18 protein-coding genes are annotated in these 16,419 nt (G+C 65.2%); 11 read left to right on the top strand and 7 right to left on the bottom strand.

What is annotated here, in order from left to right; translation table 11 throughout:
- Window positions 1-40 precede the first annotated feature (40 nt).
- The 6 genes from DT069_RS09710 (at window position 41) to DT069_RS09735 (ending at window position 5,727) form a co-directional block, all read left to right on the top strand.
- Window positions 41-637 (top strand): sigma-70 family RNA polymerase sigma factor, encoded by a 597-nt coding sequence (locus tag DT069_RS09710; RefSeq protein ID WP_119460085.1) that lies wholly within the window; start codon window positions 41-43, stop codon window positions 635-637.
- Window positions 634-1,308 carry an NrsF family protein gene (locus DT069_RS09715; RefSeq protein ID WP_119460086.1) on the top strand — a complete coding sequence of 225 codons (675 nt, stop codon included), beginning with the start codon at window positions 634-636 and terminating at the stop codon, window positions 1,306-1,308. The genes DT069_RS09710 and DT069_RS09715 overlap by 4 nt, the downstream gene beginning before the upstream one ends.
- Window positions 1,309-1,658: 350 nt before the next feature.
- Window positions 1,659-2,729 carry an ABC transporter substrate-binding protein gene (locus DT069_RS09720; protein ID WP_119460087.1) on the top strand — a complete coding sequence of 357 codons (1,071 nt, stop codon included), beginning with the start codon at window positions 1,659-1,661 and terminating at the stop codon, window positions 2,727-2,729.
- Window positions 2,730-2,872: 143 nt separating this feature from the next.
- The gene (locus DT069_RS09725; RefSeq protein ID WP_119460088.1) at window positions 2,873-3,781 is read left to right on the top strand and encodes an ABC transporter permease; all 909 of its coding nucleotides are present in this window, start codon (window positions 2,873-2,875) and stop codon (window positions 3,779-3,781) included.
- Window position 3,782: 1 nt separating this feature from the next.
- Window positions 3,783-4,649 (top strand): ABC transporter permease, encoded by an 867-nt coding sequence (locus tag DT069_RS09730; RefSeq protein ID WP_119460089.1) that lies wholly within the window; start codon window positions 3,783-3,785, stop codon window positions 4,647-4,649.
- Window positions 4,642-5,727: an ABC transporter ATP-binding protein gene (locus DT069_RS09735; protein WP_119460090.1), complete on the top strand. Its 1,086-nt coding sequence runs from the start codon at window positions 4,642-4,644 to the stop codon at window positions 5,725-5,727. The genes DT069_RS09730 and DT069_RS09735 overlap by 8 nt, the downstream gene beginning before the upstream one ends.
- A 19-nt stretch (window positions 5,728-5,746) precedes the next feature.
- On the opposite strand, the gene DT069_RS09740 is transcribed toward DT069_RS09735, so the two are convergent.
- The 3 genes from DT069_RS09740 to DT069_RS09750 all read right to left on the bottom strand — a co-directional run bounded on the left by DT069_RS09740 (window position 5,747) and on the right by DT069_RS09750 (window position 9,607).
- Window positions 5,747-6,493, bottom strand: a complete 747-nt coding sequence (locus tag DT069_RS09740) for an SDR family oxidoreductase (RefSeq protein ID WP_119460091.1) — start codon at window positions 6,491-6,493, stop codon at window positions 5,747-5,749.
- 214 nt (window positions 6,494-6,707) lie between these two features.
- Entirely contained in the window at window positions 6,708-7,442 is a 735-nt protein-coding gene (locus DT069_RS09745; RefSeq protein WP_119460092.1) for a sulfite exporter TauE/SafE family protein, read from the bottom strand.
- A 119-nt stretch (window positions 7,443-7,561) separates the two neighbouring features.
- Window positions 7,562-9,607 (bottom strand): hydantoinase/oxoprolinase N-terminal domain-containing protein, encoded by a 2,046-nt coding sequence (locus DT069_RS09750; RefSeq protein WP_119460093.1) that lies wholly within the window; start codon window positions 9,605-9,607, stop codon window positions 7,562-7,564.
- Window positions 9,608-9,825: 218 nt separating this feature from the next.
- Between DT069_RS09750 and DT069_RS09755 the strand changes: the two genes are divergently transcribed.
- Entirely contained in the window at window positions 9,826-10,641 is an 816-nt protein-coding gene (locus DT069_RS09755; RefSeq protein WP_162913094.1) for a phytanoyl-CoA dioxygenase family protein, read from the top strand.
- A 116-nt stretch (window positions 10,642-10,757) separates the two neighbouring features.
- On the opposite strand, the gene DT069_RS09760 is transcribed toward DT069_RS09755, so the two are convergent.
- Together DT069_RS09760 and DT069_RS09765 are read right to left on the bottom strand one after the other, a co-directional pair.
- Window positions 10,758-11,171 (bottom strand): VOC family protein, encoded by a 414-nt coding sequence (locus tag DT069_RS09760; RefSeq protein ID WP_119460095.1) that lies wholly within the window; start codon window positions 11,169-11,171, stop codon window positions 10,758-10,760.
- 67 nt (window positions 11,172-11,238) lie between these two features.
- Window positions 11,239-11,715 carry a MarR family winged helix-turn-helix transcriptional regulator gene (locus DT069_RS09765; RefSeq protein WP_119460096.1) on the bottom strand — a complete coding sequence of 159 codons (477 nt, stop codon included), beginning with the start codon at window positions 11,713-11,715 and terminating at the stop codon, window positions 11,239-11,241.
- Between the two features lie 151 nt (window positions 11,716-11,866).
- Here DT069_RS09765 and DT069_RS09770 point away from each other — a divergent pair, with 151 nt between their 5' ends.
- Window positions 11,867-12,313 (top strand): YybH family protein, encoded by a 447-nt coding sequence (locus DT069_RS09770; RefSeq protein ID WP_119460097.1) that lies wholly within the window; start codon window positions 11,867-11,869, stop codon window positions 12,311-12,313.
- A 1-nt stretch (window position 12,314) separates the two neighbouring features.
- On the opposite strand, the gene DT069_RS09775 is transcribed toward DT069_RS09770, so the two are convergent.
- On the bottom strand, window positions 12,315-13,586 hold the full coding sequence (locus DT069_RS09775; protein ID WP_162913095.1) for an MFS transporter: 1,272 nt from the start codon (window positions 13,584-13,586) through the stop codon (window positions 12,315-12,317).
- A 208-nt stretch (window positions 13,587-13,794) separates the two neighbouring features.
- Complete coding sequence (locus tag DT069_RS09780; protein ID WP_119460099.1) at window positions 13,795-14,037, bottom strand: hypothetical protein; 243 nt, start codon at window positions 14,035-14,037, stop codon at window positions 13,795-13,797.
- A 396-nt stretch (window positions 14,038-14,433) separates the two neighbouring features.
- On the opposite strand from DT069_RS09780, the gene DT069_RS09785 reads away from it, so the two are divergent.
- From DT069_RS09785 to DT069_RS24595, 3 genes are all read left to right on the top strand, one after another.
- Complete coding sequence (locus DT069_RS09785; RefSeq protein ID WP_162913096.1) at window positions 14,434-15,207, top strand: LuxR family transcriptional regulator; 774 nt, start codon at window positions 14,434-14,436, stop codon at window positions 15,205-15,207.
- Between the two features lie 185 nt (window positions 15,208-15,392).
- Window positions 15,393-16,175: an acyl-homoserine-lactone synthase gene (locus tag DT069_RS09790; protein ID WP_119460101.1), complete on the top strand. Its 783-nt coding sequence runs from the start codon at window positions 15,393-15,395 to the stop codon at window positions 16,173-16,175.
- A gap of 20 nt (window positions 16,176-16,195) precedes the next feature.
- Window positions 16,196-16,414 carry a hypothetical protein gene (locus tag DT069_RS24595; RefSeq protein WP_162913097.1) on the top strand — a complete coding sequence of 73 codons (219 nt, stop codon included), beginning with the start codon at window positions 16,196-16,198 and terminating at the stop codon, window positions 16,412-16,414.
- The last annotated feature ends 5 nt before the right edge of the window (window positions 16,415-16,419 follow it).

Here is a 16,419-nt window from a genome sequence, read left to right on the forward strand (position 1 = left end):
CCCCTTGTGCGCCGCTCACGCGGAACAAGACGGAGGCATAATGGCTCGGGACGAAGCAGCATCCGAGAAGCCGTCGATGGACGAGCGGTTGGACTGGTCGACCCTCATGGCCCGCGCGCAGGATGGGGACCGCGATGCCTATCGCCGTCTCCTCGGAGACGTCACGCCTTATCTGCGCTCGCTTGTGGCACGCCACCACCGGAATCCATGCGACGTCGAGGACGTGGTTCAGGATATTCTCCTGACGGTCCACGCGATCCGCCGGACCTATGACCCGAAGCGCCCGTTCGGGCCGTGGCTGGCCGCCATCGCCAAGCGGCGCATCATCGACCGGCTTCGGAAGCAGGGGCGCTCCCGGTTGCGGGAATCCGCCCTGGAAGAGGGCCATGAAACCTTTGCGGCTCCTGACGCGAACCTCCATGCGGCAGCGGCGTGGGATGAGCGCGCCCTGCGGGCGGCTGTTGCGAGCCTGCCCGCCGGACAACGCCAGGCGGTCACCTTGCTGAAGCTGCGGGAGATGTCCTTGAAGGAGGCGTCGGCGGCGAGCGGGATGTCCGTGGCTTCGCTGAAGGTGGCCACCCACCGCGCGTTGAAGAGCCTGCGACGGATACTCGGACAGCGGAGGAACGATCGGTGATCACGACGCCGGATCTCATCGAGCAGCTCGCGGCAACCACGACACCGGTCCGGCGCCTGCGCCCGCCCCTCCTACGCGCCGGGCTCTGGCTCCTGTTCGCGGCGTTTATCCTCGCGCTGCTCGCGGCCGGTCACGGCGTCCGGCCGGATCTCGGGCAGCGCCTGCACCAGCCGGCCTTCGTCGCGGGCATGGCGGCCTCGCTCCTCACCGGCGTTCTCGCGGCGGTCGCGGCGTTCACGATCAGTCTTCCGGATCGCTCCCACCGCTGGCTCCTTCTTCCTGCGCCCGCGCTGGTCGTGTGGATCTCGACCATCGGCTATGGCTGCCTGACGGATTGGGTCAGCATCGGACCCAATGGCGTGCAACTCGGCGAGACGGTTCGGTGTTTTGCGACCCTGGTACTGACCAGCCTGCCTTTGTCGTTCGCCATGCTCGTGATGTTGCGGTATGCGGGGCTGCTCCGACCGAGGGCCGTGGCGATGACGGGCTGCCTGGCGGTGGCGGCGATCACCGCGACGGCGCTGTCGCTGTTCCACGATCTCGATGCGACCCTCATGATATTGATCTGGAACCTGGGCACAGCGGCCTTGATCGTCGGGCTCGGCGGCGCGCTCGGTCGGAGACTGTTCTCCTGGGTAGCGCCGCGTGCGGGGTCGATCCAGGACCGCTGACAGACGGGCTCATCCTTGCCGTCCTCTTTGGAGCGATTCTCAAATGGGACAGATGGCGCGTTAACTATAGCGCCAACGACAGCGCCAACTACAGCGCTCTGGGCGCCCTCTTGCCAGAACCGGAATTTGTGTCGAAAATCGCCTTGGTTTTGTGGCACGGTCGCTTCGGCGACCGTATTCCTGGCGGCGCGATCGGGCCGGTTTCGCTTGGGGCCGGTTTCGCCTGGGGAGAACGTCGAACGACCGATAACAGGCCGGGAAGCCGGCCAGAAACGGATCGCCGAGGACCGTTGCCGACAGCAGGCGACGGGCGACCGGCACAGGGGACTGAGGATCAGGAGCTAGGAATCATGAAACGGTTAACATCTCGGAACTTCTCGCGGCGGCGCTTTCTCGGCGGCGCGGCCGCCATCGGCGTCACCGTGAGCGCGCTGCCGCGTAAGGGCTGGGCCCAGAGCAAGCAGGTCAACGTCTATAACTGGGACACCTATATCGGGGAGACGACCCTCGAAACCTTCACCGAGAATACCGGCATCGAGGTCCAGTACGATCTCTACGCCAACAACGAGGAACTGCTGGCCAAGCTTCAGGCCGGCAATCCGGGCTACGACCTCATCTTCCCGAGCGACTGGGCGGTCGAGAACATGGCGCTGCGGAACATGATCATGCCGCTCGACCATTCGAAGCTCACCAACCTCGACAATATCGACCCGAACTTCCGCAACCTGTCCTTCGATCCCGGGATGGCGCACAGCGTGCCCTATATGTGGGGCACGATGGGCATCGGCTATCGGGCGACGGCGGTCGACGAAACGCCGGATAGCTGGGGCGTATTGCTCGACAGCGACAAATATTCGGGCCGTATCGCCCTGCTGGAAGATCAGCGCTCGGTCCTCGGCATCGCACTTAAATATCTCGGCTATTCGATGAACAGCACGAATCCGGACGAGATCGCCGAGGCGCGGGACCTGCTCATCGCGCAGAAGCGGCATATCAAGGCCTTCGCGCCGGATTCCGGACAGGACATGCTGATCGCCGGCGACGCCGACCTGGTGATGGAATGGAACGGCGACATCATGCAGGTCATGACGGAGGACGACGAACTGTCCTACATCGTGCCCAAGGAGGGCGGGATGGTGTGGACCGACAATATGTGCATCCCGACCGGAGCGCCCAATGTCGAGAACGCCTACGCCTTCATCGATCACATCCTGGATGCCGAGGTGAACGCGGAGATTGCCAACACCATCCAGTTCGCAACCGCCAACAAGGCGGCACGCCAGTACATCAACGAGGCGGACCTGAAGAACCCGGCGATCTATCCGCCGGATGAAGCGATCGCCCAGTCCGAGAGTTTGAAGGAGATCGGCGACGCTCTCCGGCTGTACAGCGAGGCCTGGACCGCGGTCCAGGCGGCGTAGCGCTGAAGATCGGACGTTCGCGAGACGTGCTCCCACCCTCCCGCTCTCGCGGGTCCCTCCCTCCCCCGCGTCTCGCGGGAGAGGGCTGGGGTGGGGGCTTCCCCGTGTACCGACTCGCAAGAGCATGACTCTCCGGCGATATCATGCGTGACTGGCGCCGCGACAAGCTGGCCTTTTCGGTGTTCGCGCTGCCGGCCACCGCCTGGCTGGTGGTGTTCTTCACGATTCCGCTTGTCCTGATCTGGGTCTACAGCTTCGCGGACCGGGGGCCGCAGGGACAGGTCATCGTCGCGCTCTCGCTGGAGAACTACCAGCGGGCGCTGGAATGGATCCATCTCGGCATCATCTGGAAATCGATCTGGATCGCCGCTATCACAACAGTGCTCTGCCTGGCGCTCGGCTTCCCCCTGGCGATGGGGATCGCCTTCGCGCCGCAGCGGTGGAAGAACCCGCTACTGCTGCTGGTGATCCTGCCGTTCTGGACCAACCTGCTGATCCGGACCTATGCCTGGATCGCGGTGCTGCGGACGCGCGGCTTCCTCAATAGCGGGCTCGAATGGGTGTATGATCGGATCGACGGCGCGCTCGGGCTGATCGGTCTGCCCGACCTGCTCGGGCCGTTTCAGCCGCTGGAGCTGCTGTACAACACGCCGGCGGTGATCATCGGTCTCGTCTACGTCAACCTGCCCTTCCTGGTCCTGCCGCTCTATGCGACCCTGGAAAAGCTCGACAAGTCCTATCTCGAAGCCAGCCTCGACCTGGGGGCCAGCCAGTGGCGCACTTTCGTTTCGGTGATGACGCCGCTCGCACTGCCGGGCATCGTGTCGGGCACGCTGCTGGTCTTCATCCTGTCGCTTGGGACCTATCTGACGCCCGACCTGCTCGGCGGCCCGGACAGCGAGATGATCGGCAATCTGATCGCCCGCCAGTTCGGCGCGGCGCGCGATTGGCCGTTCGGCTCGGCGCTGTCGTTCCTGCTGCTCTATGCGGTGTTCCTTTTCCTCTGGCTGCGGGCCACGGTCGCGACGAGATCGAAGGGCGTGGGAGTCTGAGATGAGCGAAGTCGCGATCCCGTCCGAATCGGTGGTGGTCCGTCGCCGTCGACGGCGACGGGCAACGCCGCTGGAATATGGCCGGAAACGGTGGCTCCAGATCGTCCTGGCCCTCAATTTCCTGTTCCTGTACTTCCCGATCGCCGCGCTGATCGCCTTCAGCTTCAACGACAGCCGGCGGAATGTCACCTGGCAGGGCTTCACCTTCAAATATTACGAGAAGGCCTACAACAACGCCGGCCTGCACGAGGCCTTCCTCAACAGCATGATCGTCGCCGGAACCTCCACCGTGGTCTCGACGCTGCTCGGCACCATGCTGGGCCTGGCGCTCTACCGCTACCGCTTTCCGGGCCGGGGGCCGTTCGAGGGCTGGGTGCATCTGCCGATCGTCATCCCCGAGGTCTGCCTCGGCGTCGCCATGCTCGCCTTCTTCGCCTGGGCGGATATTCCGCTCGGCCTGTTCACCGTCACGGTGAGCCACATCGCCTTCACCATTCCGTTCGTCGCAGTCGTCGTCCGCTCGCGCATGGCGGGCTTCGACGAATCGCTCGAGGAAGCCTCGCGCGACCTCGGCGCCAACGGTTGGCAGACCTTCTGGAGCGTCACCTTCCCCTATATGATCCCGGGGGTAGTGGCCGGGGCGCTGCTCGCCTTCACCTTGTCGCTCGACGATTTCGTCATCACCTTCTTCACCTCGGGCCCGGGATCGACGACCTTCCCGATCAAGATCTATTCGATGGTCCGGTTCAGCGTCACGCCGGAGGTGAACGCGGCCTCGACCGTGCTGATCGTCCTGACCCTGACGCTGACGGTCACGGCAATGCTGATCCAGGCTCGCACCGGCAGGAAGATCGACACGCATGGATAATCCGAAGCCCATCATCTCCATCCGGAACGTCACCAAGCGGTTCGGCAGCGTCGTCGCCGTCGACGACGCCTGCCTCGATATCGCCGAGGGCGAGTTCTTCGCCCTGCTCGGCCCGTCGGGCTGCGGCAAGACGACGCTGTTGCGGATGCTGGCCGGCTTCGAGCATCCGAGCGAAGGGGACATTCTGATCGGCGGCCAGGACATGTCCGACGTGGACCCCAACAAGCGCCCGGTCAACATGGTGTTCCAGTCCTACGCCGTGTTCCCGCATATGTCGGTGGCGCGCAATGTCGGCTATGGCCTGCGGGTCACCGGCGTGCCGGCGGCGGAGATCAAGGAACGGGTCGGCGAGGCGCTGGCCCTGGTCAAGCTGGCGGGCTATGAGGAGCGCATGCCGACGCAGCTTTCGGGCGGCCAGCGGCAGCGGGTGGCGCTGGCCCGCGCGCTCGTCAAGCGACCGAAGGTGCTGCTCCTCGACGAACCCCTGTCGGCGCTCGATGCCAAGCTGCGCGAGGCGATGCAGCTCGAGCTGGTGCGGCTGCAGCAGTCGGTCGGCATCACCTTCGTGATCGTTACCCACGACCAAGACGAGGCCCTGTCGATGGCCGACCGCATCGCGGTGATGGATTCCGGTCAAGTCCGCCAGGTCGCGCCGCCGGCCGAGCTCTACGAGTTTCCGAACTCGCGCTTCGTCGCCGACTTCATCGGCAAGATGAACCTGTTCGCGGGCCGCGTCGCCGGCGCGGCGGACGGTCGTGTGCTGATCGAGATTCAAGGCATGGATCGCATCGCCGTGCCCTATGGCGACCAAGCGCGCGGCGAGATTGGCGTCGCCGTGCGGCCGGAAAAGATCCGCCTGGCGCCGACGCCACCAACCGACGGGGAGATCGGGCTGCGCGGCCGGGTCCGCGAGGTCGCCTATTACGGCGACGAGAGTCACGTCTTCCTGGAGACCGCGGCCGGCGTCATCACCGCCAACCGGCCCAACGCGGCGCGCACCACCACCCCGGCCGTTGCCCTCGGCGACGAGCTGTGGGCTTCGTGGGAGCCGGCGGATACGCTGGTGCTGACCGAATAGGCAGCCGAAGGCCCTCGCTTCAGCGCCCCGCCGAAACGTCGAGCAGCGCACCATTCACATAGGCAGCGGCATCGCTCAGCAGCCAGACGATCGCCTCCGCTACTTCCTCGGCCGTTCCCGCCCGGCCGAGTGGCGTTTCGGCGCCGAGCGACGCCGCGCGGTCCGGGCGGCCGCCGCTGGCGTGAATGTCCGTATCGATCAGGCCGGGCCGCACCGCGTTGACCCGCACGCCCTCGGGCCCCAGCTCCTTCGCGAGACCTATAGTCATCGTGTCCATCGCACCCTTAGACCCAGCGTAATCGACATATTCGAAGGGCGAGCCGAGCCGCGCGGCGGCGGAGGAGACATTGACGATGGCGCCGCCCCGTCCGCCGCGACTCGTCGATAAGCGGCGCGCCGCCTCGCGCGCGCAGAGATAGGCACCGTAGACATTGATGTCGAAAATCCGTTTCAGGCGCTCCGCGGTCATCTCGACCAGCGGAAGCGAGGGCGCGACGATCCCGGCATTGTTGACGAACCCGTCCAGCGGACCGAACGCCGCCTGCGCGGCATCGAACATGGCGGTGACATCGGCTTCGACCGAAACATCGCCCCGCATAGCGACAGCGCGCCCGCCGGCTGCTTCGACCTCGGCGACCGTCAGCGCGGCCGCCTCGGCGTTTCCGACGAAGTTCACGCCGACGGACCACCCTCTCACGCCCGCCAATCGCGCCGTCGCCCGGCCGATGCCTCGGCTCGCGCCGGTGATCAGGATCACCTTCGTCATCCTCACCTCCCCTTCGGATTCCATAAGCATCCGGCCTCAGAGTACGATCCGATGAGGTTGGATCAACCTGATCGGTGAATCGTCCTCTAACTTATATGACTAGAGGCTGATTCACCGATTATGTCGGTTCGATGTGATCGGATCAGGCTAGGTTCAACAAGTAAGTGTGCCGATTCACGCAAAATTCGATCATTCGAATTTTATGATCGAGACACTAAGGACGGAGAATGGTCAGGGCACTTGTCGTGACGATCACGATCGCCGCCATCACCATGAGCCAGCGCGCCGGCAGCCGCTTGCTCAGATAGCCGGCAAAGGGCGCCGCCAGGATTCCGCCGAGAACCAGCCCCAAAACCACCTGATAATGAGCGATGCCGATCGTGAGCAGGAACGCAACGGAAATGGACAGGGTGACAAAGAACTCGGCGGCGACCACCGAACCGATCGTGTAGCGGGGATCGGAGCCGCGGGCCAGCAAGGTCGAGACCACGACCGGTCCCCACCCGCCGCCGCCGATCGCGTCCAGAAAGCCGCCCACCACCGCGAGCGGCGACACGCCCCGTTTGGGCGGCTCCTTCGGATAGGTGACGAAGGCCTTCACGAGGATGATCAGCCCCATGACGGCGAGATAGCCGGCAATGAAGGGCTTGATGATCTCCGCCGGCAATTCGGTCAGCACATAGGCACCGAGAACGCCGCCCGCCACTCCCGACACCACCAACGTCAAGAACAGCCGACGGTTGATGTTGTCGTGGTACAGGTGCGACAGGCCCGATACGCCGGTCGTGAACACCTCGGCGGTGTGGACGCTGGCGCTGGCAGCCGCCGGCGGCAGGCCGGTACTCAGGAGAAAGGAGGTCGAGAGAACGCCATAGGCCATGCCCAGCGCGCCATCGACAAGCTGGGCCGCGAACCCGACGAGAACGTAAGCGAGCAGTTCCGCTTCCATGCTGCCGAGCCTCCATATTTCATGGACGGGCTGGAAATGGGCAAGGCAGCATATGCGATCCGCTGTCCCGGACGCCACAATCTTGCTGGCTACCGACGATAGCGAAGGCGGCTCAGGCCCTATTCCCTCGCCAGCCGCGGTCGACCGAAGGCTGTCGCGGTGATGCGGCTTTCGATGAAGATGCGGAAGCCGCTCGCCCCCTCGGCGACCTTGTCCTCGCGGTCGTGCCGGAGCTCGAGGTCCACGGCGCCCGCGCGTTGCGCCTGCTCTGTCGCGAGCGCGCTCGTTCCGGCGACAGCGAACGCGGCGGCGGCCTCGAGGTCGTCGAAATCGCGAAGCCCGGTCGGCAGGTGAACGCGGTAGCGGTCCTCCGCCGGCGCTGTGATCACGGCGGTGGCGGCCTGCATGACGCCGCCGGCCACCGCCCCCACGGCATTCGACACCGCCGCATGGTCCGGGATGACGAGGCGCGTGTTCAGCCGCTCGGCGACATCCGGATAGTAGGTCGCGACCGGCGCGCCGATTGCCACCAGCGGCCGGCGAAGGGTCAGCGACACGGCGAGCGGCGCCGCATCCGCTTCGCCTCCGCCTGTTGAGCCGCCGAGGCCGCGGTCGACCAGCCAGTTCGACACGGGGCCGTCGCCGAGGTTGATCCCGTCGGCTTCGGCGAGCGCGGTCGTCAGGAGGACGCGGGCGGACTGCCGGACCACCTGCTCGACCACGCGCCGCGCGAAGGCCTCGACGTCCGGAATGGCGGCGCGCTCCGCATCCAGCACCCGGCGCAGCCAAAGCGCGCCGCCGAGCCGAGCCGCCTCCGCCGACCAGCCCTGCTGCAGCTCCAGGACATGCGCCGCATCGCTCGGCGTGAAACCGCCGATCGCCACTAGGCCGCGATCGACGAGGCGCGCGACTCCGCGCTCCGACGCATGGCCGGTGATCAGGCGCGACAGCGCCACCGGGCCGACGGCCAGATCCTCCCACAGCTTCGCCTGGACGCGGTCGAGACCGGTCTGGCCGGTGTCCAGCGGCCGCAGGCGCAGGGCGAAGCGGCCGTCGAAGCGCTCGGATTCCCGCTCGGAGAGCTGCTGCCGAAGACTGTCGATCACCGAGCCGTGGTCGCGGCCGAGCAGGCTGAGCGGCACGATTCGGCGCGGCCCGAGAACCAGGCGGTTTGCCTCGTCGACGCGGACCTCGCTGTCGCCGCCGAGGCCGAAGGTGTGGACCGCCACGGCTTCGACCATCGTCCGCCAGCCGCCGACGGTCGCGCCTTCCGCGGCGAGCACCGGCCGGCCGTCGCGCAGCAGCGCGATGTCCGTCGTGGTTCCGCCCATATCGACGACGAAGACGTCGTCCTCGCCGGACAGATGCCTGGCGCCGACGAGGCTCGCCGCCGGGCCGGACAGGATCGTCTCGACCGGCGAGCCCAGGGCGACCTTCGCCTCGATCAGCGAACCGTCGCCCTTTACCACCATCAGCGGCGCCGCGATCCCCTTCTCCGCCAGCAGGCCGCCGATCGCCCGGATCAGCTGCTGAAGCTGCGGAATCAGCCGGGCGTTCAGCGCGGCGGTGAGCGCCCGGCGCGGCGCATCGAGCTTCGAGGTCAGCTCATGCCCGCAGGTCACGGGGCGATCCGTCAGCTCCTGTATCAGATCGCGGATCGCGCACTCATGCGCCGCGTTGCGGACCGAGAAGAAGCCGGATACCGCGAAGGCGGCGACGTTGGGCGCGTGGGCGAGGACGGCCTGCCGCGCGGCCTCGAGATCGAGCGGCGCCTGCTCGTCGCCGGCCGGCGTGTGGCCGCCCTCGATGAAAACCACAGGGTCGCCGCCAAGTGCCTGGCGCAGCCCCGCCTTGTCGAGCGCCTTCGGATCATACCCCAGGAGCAGGAGACAGATCGGGCTGCCATAACCTTCCACGATCGCGTTGGTCGCCAGTGTGGTGGAGAGGGACACGAGCGCGATGTCGGCGAGGATATCGGGCGGAGCCTCGGCGAGGACGGCCTCGATCGCCTCCCGAAGCCCGATCGCGAGGTCGTGCTTCGTGGTGAGCGCCTTGGCGGCGGCGATTACGTCTCCGGTCGCGCCCCCCGTTACGCCTTGCGCGGGGTCGAACAGGACCGCGTCGGTATAGGTCCCGCCGGTATCGAGGCCGAGAAGAACGGACAAGGGATTGATGCCCTGCTGAAGTGGATGTAGCGGATCGAAGGGAGCGACAGTGCGGCTTTAGACCGCAGCGGAACCGGCGTCAAACGAATCCCGAAGCCCGATCGCCCGCGCCTGCCAATCCCCATTCGGCGAGCGAAATATAGTGTCGGAACAAGACTCCATGCTATCGTCCTAACGGGGGTAGCGTTGTGGGGATAATGTTCCATGGAGCAGCAGCGATGATCGCGCACAGGCCAGGTCCGGCGGAAGCCGCGCTCTACCGTGAACAGGGCTTCCTTCTTCCGATTCAAGCCTTGCCCGAGGATGAGGCGCTGGCGATCGCCGCCTGGATCGACGCACTGCCGAAGGATCGGCTGACCGCCCTCGAGGTGCCCTGGGTGCAGAAGAGCTATCTGCTGTTCCCGACCCTCGACGCGGTGATCCGCAACGGCGCCATCCTCGATTGCGTCGAGGCACTGTTCGGCCCGGACATCCTGGTGCTGAGCGCGGACCTGTTCATCAAGCCGCCGCATAACGGCCAACGCATCACCTGGCACCAGGACGTGAACTATTGGGGGCTCGAGCCGATGGAGGTGGTGACGGCCTGGGTCGCCCTCACCGAGGCGACGCCCGAGAACGGCTGCATGCGGTTCAGCCCCGGCGGCCATCTGCGGGCGCTGCCGCATATCGAGAGCTATGCGGCCGACAACATGTTGTCGCGCGGCCAGGAGATCGCGGTGGAGATCGACGAGCGTTCGACGGTCTATGGCGCACTGCGGCCGGGGCAAGCGTCGCTGCATCACGGCCTGATGCCGCATGCCTCGGGACCGAACCAGACGGATCGGCCGCGGATCGGGTTCGCAATCCGCTACGCGCCGACCAAGGTCCGGCAGACCTCGGGTCCGCCGATTACGGCGATGCTGGTCCGGGGCGAGGACCGCTACGGGCATTTCCGCCTGGAACATCCGGCGCAGGGCGACCTCGACGTCGCGGCCATCGCCGCACACCGCGCGGCCTTGCTGCCCCACGCGGCCGAGCGGTTCTCGACGATCTGACGATCCGGCGGGAATGATCCGCTGGCAGACAGCTAAGCATAAAGCGGACAAAGACCAGCGGCGCCGTAAGGCGCCGCTGGATCATTTTGGGCATCGGGTGAAGAGAAAACCGACCCTCAAGCCTCCACGATGACCATCCATCCCATGCCGAAGCGGTCGGCGACCATGCCGAAGCACGGGGAAAAAAAGGTCTTGCCCAAAGGCATCCGCACTTGGCCGCCCTCGGCCAAGGTCGTGAACAGCCGCTTAGCCTCGGCTTCGCTCGGTGCCGTGAGTGTTAGTGCAAACCCCTGGAAGCTTGGCTGCCCCATGCACATGCCGTCGGACGCCATCACCGTCGCATCGCCGATGCGAAGGCTCGCATGCATGATCTTGTCCTCAGAGCCGGGCGGGACCATGCCGGATGCAGGCGGCTCAGGGTGTTCCTTGAAGCGCATGAGCTCCGTCACCTCGGCGCCGAGCGCGCCGCGGTAGAACTCGATCGCCTCCTCGCAGCGGCCATTGAAGAACAGGTAGGGTTGGACTTGCATAGCGTCTCCTCCTCGAGGTTGGTGGGTTACGATGCGTGCGACAGACGTGCCGCGGTGGGAATTAAGGTCAGGACAGGGCGCGCAGATTGATCCGGAAGGCGTCGGCGCCGGCCCGGGTGGAATCGGGCCGGGTGGAATCGGACTGGATAACGAGTCGCTCGATCTCCGCCTGCGTCCGCTCCCACCGCGGGTAGGCCGCGGCAAGCAGCGCCCGGCCGGCGGGCGTCAGCGCCATGCGGCGGCTACGCTTATCCGCCTCGTCGACCATTACCTTCACCAGACCGCGGCGCTCGAGCGGCTTGAGGTTGGCGGTGAGCGTGGTGCGGTCCATGGCGAGCAGGGCCGAGACACTGCCTATGGTCGGCGGTTCGGGGCGGTTGAGCGACATCATCAGAGAAAACTGCCCGCTCGTCAGGTCCAGCGGTCGCAATGCCTCGTCAAAGCGCCGCGCCAGGGTTCGCGCCGCCCGCCGCACATGGAGGCAGAGACAGGTGTCGCGGACCTTGAGGGTGATCTCGAACGGCAGATCGTCGGAATTTGACATCTGTCCATTATGTTGATATCAACCCTCCTTGTCAAGATGACGGCGACCTCGAGCATTGGGCGCCCGAATTTGCAGGAACCGTTAGATCTCGTGTTGCGGAACCGCCGAGCAGGCCTAAGCCACCTATATCCGTTCTGGAGAGGAGGAGACCATGAAAGCCGTTGCCTACGAAGTGAGGCCCGAGGACGAGATTCGGGACCTGATCGAAAGCTGGCGGAAAGCGGCCGAGGCCAAGGACATCGATGCGATCCTATCGCACTACGTGCCGGATATCGTGGCGTTCGATGCGATCGCTCAGCTACGGTTCAGAGGACGGGACGCGTATCGGAAGCACTGGGAAGCGTGTCTTTCCATGTGCCCAGGCCAAATGATCTTCGAGGTTCACGACCTGAATATCGCGGCCGGCGATGACTTGGCCTTCTGTCATTCTCTCTCCTTGTGCGGTGGAACGGGAGAGAACGGCGAGGAAAAAACCGGATGGATGCGCGCGACCGCCGGATGCCGCAAGATCGACGGCAAGTGGATGATCGTGCATGAGCATTTCTCGGCGCCCTTCGATATGGAGAGCGGCAAGGCGTTGTTCGACCTCCAGCCGTAGCCTATATGCTTCGAGCCCGTTCCGGCCGGATAAACCAGAGGAAGGCGAGACCCTGGAGCAGGAGAACGGCAGCCATGGCGACGCGATGCGCCAAGGCGGGATAGCCGCCGTCCGCCGTCACGGGCCAGAGATCGATCACCTGCCCCACTCCGAACTGGATGGCGAAGGCCGCGACGAAGACCAGAAGATTGAGGCTTGAATTGACGCGCCCGGCCAGTTCAGCCGGAAAGGCATGTGAGAGAACCGCATAGAACGCGACGGACACGGATCCGAACAGGCCAAAGGCCACCCACACGGCCAGCGAGAACGCCGTGACTCCAAGCACCAGCAGGAGCTGGATCAGCAGGAACCCCGCCATCCCGAGGCCGATCACCGTCACAGGCCGCCAGCCGCGGCGGCGCAGGGCGTCGATGATCAGGCTCGAGAGCACGAAGCCCACTCCGACCGCGAGCGCGAGGCAGAACAGGTGCAGGATCACGGCGGACCGATCGAGCGCCGTCACTGTGGCTAGCCACGGCGCGGCCCATAACCCCTGATAGGCAAGCCACATCGCCTGGGTCAGCGTGGCGATCGGGGCGATCCGCCAGAAGACCGGACTGCGGAGGACCAGGACGAGCCCGCGTGAGGGCCGCAGGGGGCCAGAACCATGTACCCCAGAACCATCTGCCCCAGGGCCATCTGCCGGCGTGGCCCGCCGTTCGGGAACCGCTGAATAGATCGCCGCGGCAACGATCACCGTCACCGCCGCCAGGCCGAGAAAGAGCGTCCGCCAATCGGTGACGCCGAGGAGTGCTTCCACCGGAGCGGTCGCCGCCAGCGCGCCCAAGGCGCCGATCGTCAGGACACCGCTGTTGGCCAGCATCAGCCGCTCCGGCGGCCACCAGAGCGTATTCGCCTTGAAGGCTGCCATCAGGCAACAGGACATGCCGAGGCCGGCCAGCGCGCGGCCGGCGGCCAATCCCGCGACCCCCTCGCCCATCGCGAACAGCGCCGCGCCGGCCGCGGCCAACAGCAGGAAGGCGGCGACCACCCGCCGCGGCCCGAAGCGATCCAACAGAACACCGACCGGAAGCTGTACCGCGGCGAAGGCCAGGAAGTAAATGCTGGTGACGAATCCGATATCGGCCGCCGAGAGGCCGGTTTCAGCCGACAGCGCCGGCGCCACGACAGCGGTGACCGTTCGGTACACTTCCTGCACGAGGAATGCAGCGGTGAAGAACAGAAAGGCCGTCAATCCGACCCGACGACCGCGCGCCGCGATGGCATGCTGCATGAGGTTCTTTGAACAAGATCCACGGGCCACCGACCCGCCGATCTTTCGGCAGCGAGTTCCCGAGCTCCTAGGCGTTAGGCCATAAGGCCTATCGCCGCCGAGATCAAGAGCACGCATCGCCGGTTTCCCGCCCGCGACAAATTTTCGACAGGGCGCGCCGGCTCACGCCCGCCGCGGCTGCCCGGGGAGAGAAAGCGGAGCAGAAAGTTCAGTGCATCGCCGGCGAATAGCGGCTGGTGAATTCTTCGAGACAAAGGAGGCGCGATTGCGCCGCGACATAGAGCGGGCGCGGCCATCCGAAGCTGACCTCGAATCGGACATGCTGGATTCCACGGTAATCCCGATAGACGTCCAGAACCTCCACGGTTTCGACCAGGTTCGAGGAATGAGTCCGCCGGAACCGAGTGCCCGGATGGACCGGGGCCTTCGGCTGCTTACGTTTGAAGAACATGGGAATCAACTGACTTGCTCGTCTTGCAGTACAAATATCTTTGCTTATCGTTGATCGTAGGCAAATCGGAAACGGCCCTGTCCAGTGTCAAAAATGGGGTTTTGCCATTGAGCAAGGGGCTCGTGGTCCGATCGCGACGCTTGGTTCCCGAGCGTTGGAATCATCGCACGACATAGAAGAGAGTTGCGGTCAATTGATCTGGCGAATTACCATCTAATCGGGCGGTCCGGGTACTCACCTCATGGTCGATATCAATGAATGAGTTCCATCTGTTGGCTGAACCGAGCCACGAAGGTTCAATCTCAGGAACCGATTTACGCACGGCTTGGGAACGAAGCGTCGCGGTCAGGCCAGGCGTTGAAGAGGCGCTGTCGAATGCTTCGGGCGAATGCTTCAGTGCCTGAAACAAAATTCCTGACGGAGTTGGACTCCTTCGTGGAGCGCGTCGACGCGATCGACACCGCCCCGGGGTCACAGCAGCTTCTGGGCCGGATAGCGGACGAGTTCGGCTTCGAGAACTTCACCTATCTCGGCGGCAAGACGATTACGGTGAACGGGGTCCGGCAGTTCGATTTGCACGAGCCGCCGTTCTGCATCACCAATTTCCCGGACGAATGGCAACGCCTGTATATCCAGAACGATTATTACAAGATCGACCCAGCGATCCTGCATCTGATGTCCAGCATCCTGCCGGCGACCTGGGATGAGTTCGCCGCGACCACGCCCCTCGTCTCGAGCCAGCGTAAGATGCTCGGGGACGCCGCGGATTTCGGCCTCCAGCGCGGTTTCACGATTCCGATTCACGGCCCCAGCGGCGAGTTCGGCTTGCTCAGCCTGACCTCGAGCGTCCGGACCGAAGAGTTCGCGCGGCGGATCGAGCGGAGCCGGCATACGCTGCATCTTCTAGCGATCCACCTGCACAATGCGCTCTATCAACGCATCCGCAATCCGGAGCCGCCGGCCGCCGCCGTACGCCTGACGCAGCGCGAGGTGGAGGTCCTCCGCTGGACCGCCGAGGGAAAAACCTCGTGGGAGATCTCAGGCATCCTCAATTTGTCGGAACGCACCGTCAATTTTCATCTCGACCGCGCCAAGAAGAAGCTCGGCGTCTTCTCGAAGACTCATGCCGTGGCGAAGATGTACACCCTCGGGATCACCAAGATCTTCTAATAAGCCGATTCTCTATCGGTCATGGCCGTCCTTACCGGATACCCGGCTCAAGGGTCAGCCAGAAAAACTGTTCCATTCGGCCCAAGCCGTCTACCTGTCAGATCTGACAGTTTCATAGACCCTCCGAAACGGCGTCGAATCCTCCTCGCAGTCAGCGATTTAGAGGAGGCGCCGTTCGGCTGGTCATGGAAAATCTGCTTATCCTGCCGTCGGAGATCGCACAGGCCGATCCGATGCTCCTGGACGGAATGTTCCGTCTTCGGCATGAGGTGTTCAAAGAGCGGCTCGGCTGGGACGTAATCTCCCAGGATCGACGCGAGCGCGACGGGTATGACGCCCTGAGCCCCGTCTATCTGATCTATCGCAGCACACGCGGTGTGGAAGGCTGCTGGCGCCTGCTGCCCACCACCGGCCCCTACATGCTGAAGGACGTGTTCAGCGAGCTATTGGACGGCACCGAGGCGCCGGAGCGCCCCGACATCTGGGAGATCAGCCGCTTCGCGGTTCTGCCGGGAAGCGGCAGCGATCGGGGTCGCCGTCCTGAGAGTCACAGCCCGGGACATCGATATGACTCGCTCGCCGCAGTGCATCAGATCACCTGCTGGATGCTGATCTATCTGATCGAGTTCGCACGGAAGAACGGCATCCGCCGGATCGTCGCCGCGTCCGACGTCCGGTTCGAGCGTATCCTGCACCGGGCCGGCCTGCCCACGGTTCGGCTCGGCCAGCCGCGGCAGATCGGCGTTTCCCGCGCGGTCGCGGGATCGGCGGAGATGAGCGAGGAGAACCTCCAGCGGGTCCGGGCCCGACTACGCGATGTCGGCGGTATCGCCACCCCCGCGGCGCAGCAAAGCCGCAAGTCCGCCCAAGGGCCGGCCCGGAGACCCGCTGGGCAGCCGCGCCGCCATATCGACCCCCCACTTCCACGTCCGGCCGCGGAGGCTTGGACCACCGGTAACGCCGCCTAATGGTCATGAGGGACAGCAAGATGAAATCGCAGAAGACGGTCGCCGGCGCAATCAAGGCCTGCCTCGATCAACTCGCCGACGAGGCGAAGCAGGCCGATCTGTCGGAGCTTTGCCAACTCATTCGTGTCTCCGCGCTTGCCGCCGAGGACGCCATGGGGCCGCAGGCCAAGCGTGCGACGAGCAAGATCCAGCGGCGCACGCGGCGTGGCGGCGCCGACAAGGCCGCAGCCTCGGCATAGACACC

The organism is Virgifigura deserti (assembly GCA_003576685.1).
GTDB classification, from domain to species: Bacteria; Pseudomonadota; Alphaproteobacteria; order Dongiales; family Dongiaceae; genus Virgifigura; species Virgifigura deserti.

Excerpts from the sequence above, each read along its gene's own strand:
- DT069_RS09730 (WP_119460089.1), top strand. The coding sequence starts at position 3,783 with ATGAGCGAAGTCGCGATCCCGTCCGAATCGGTGGTGGTCCGTCGCCGT.
- DT069_RS09790 (WP_119460101.1), top strand. The coding sequence starts at position 15,393 with ATGGAAAATCTGCTTATCCTGCCGTCGGAGATCGCACAGGCCGATCCG.
- DT069_RS09775 (WP_162913095.1), bottom strand. The coding sequence starts at position 13,586 with ATGCAGCATGCCATCGCGGCGCGCGGTCGTCGGGTCGGATTGACGGCC.
- DT069_RS24595 (WP_162913097.1), top strand. The coding sequence starts at position 16,196 with ATGAAATCGCAGAAGACGGTCGCCGGCGCAATCAAGGCCTGCCTCGAT.
- DT069_RS09740 (WP_119460091.1), bottom strand. The coding sequence starts at position 6,493 with ATGACGAAGGTGATCCTGATCACCGGCGCGAGCCGAGGCATCGGCCGG.
- DT069_RS09725 (WP_119460088.1), top strand. The coding sequence starts at position 2,873 with ATGCGTGACTGGCGCCGCGACAAGCTGGCCTTTTCGGTGTTCGCGCTG.
- DT069_RS09720 (WP_119460087.1), top strand. The coding sequence starts at position 1,659 with ATGAAACGGTTAACATCTCGGAACTTCTCGCGGCGGCGCTTTCTCGGC.
- DT069_RS09780 (WP_119460099.1), bottom strand. The coding sequence starts at position 14,037 with ATGTTCTTCAAACGTAAGCAGCCGAAGGCCCCGGTCCATCCGGGCACT.
- DT069_RS09765 (WP_119460096.1), bottom strand. The coding sequence starts at position 11,715 with ATGTCAAATTCCGACGATCTGCCGTTCGAGATCACCCTCAAGGTCCGC.
- DT069_RS09760 (WP_119460095.1), bottom strand. The coding sequence starts at position 11,171 with ATGCAAGTCCAACCCTACCTGTTCTTCAATGGCCGCTGCGAGGAGGCG.
- DT069_RS09735 (WP_119460090.1), top strand. The coding sequence starts at position 4,642 with ATGGATAATCCGAAGCCCATCATCTCCATCCGGAACGTCACCAAGCGG.
- DT069_RS09745 (WP_119460092.1), bottom strand. The coding sequence starts at position 7,442 with ATGGAAGCGGAACTGCTCGCTTACGTTCTCGTCGGGTTCGCGGCCCAG.
- DT069_RS09710 (WP_119460085.1), top strand. The coding sequence starts at position 41 with ATGGCTCGGGACGAAGCAGCATCCGAGAAGCCGTCGATGGACGAGCGG.
- DT069_RS09770 (WP_119460097.1), top strand. The coding sequence starts at position 11,867 with ATGAAAGCCGTTGCCTACGAAGTGAGGCCCGAGGACGAGATTCGGGAC.
- DT069_RS09755 (WP_162913094.1), top strand. The coding sequence starts at position 9,826 with ATGATCGCGCACAGGCCAGGTCCGGCGGAAGCCGCGCTCTACCGTGAA.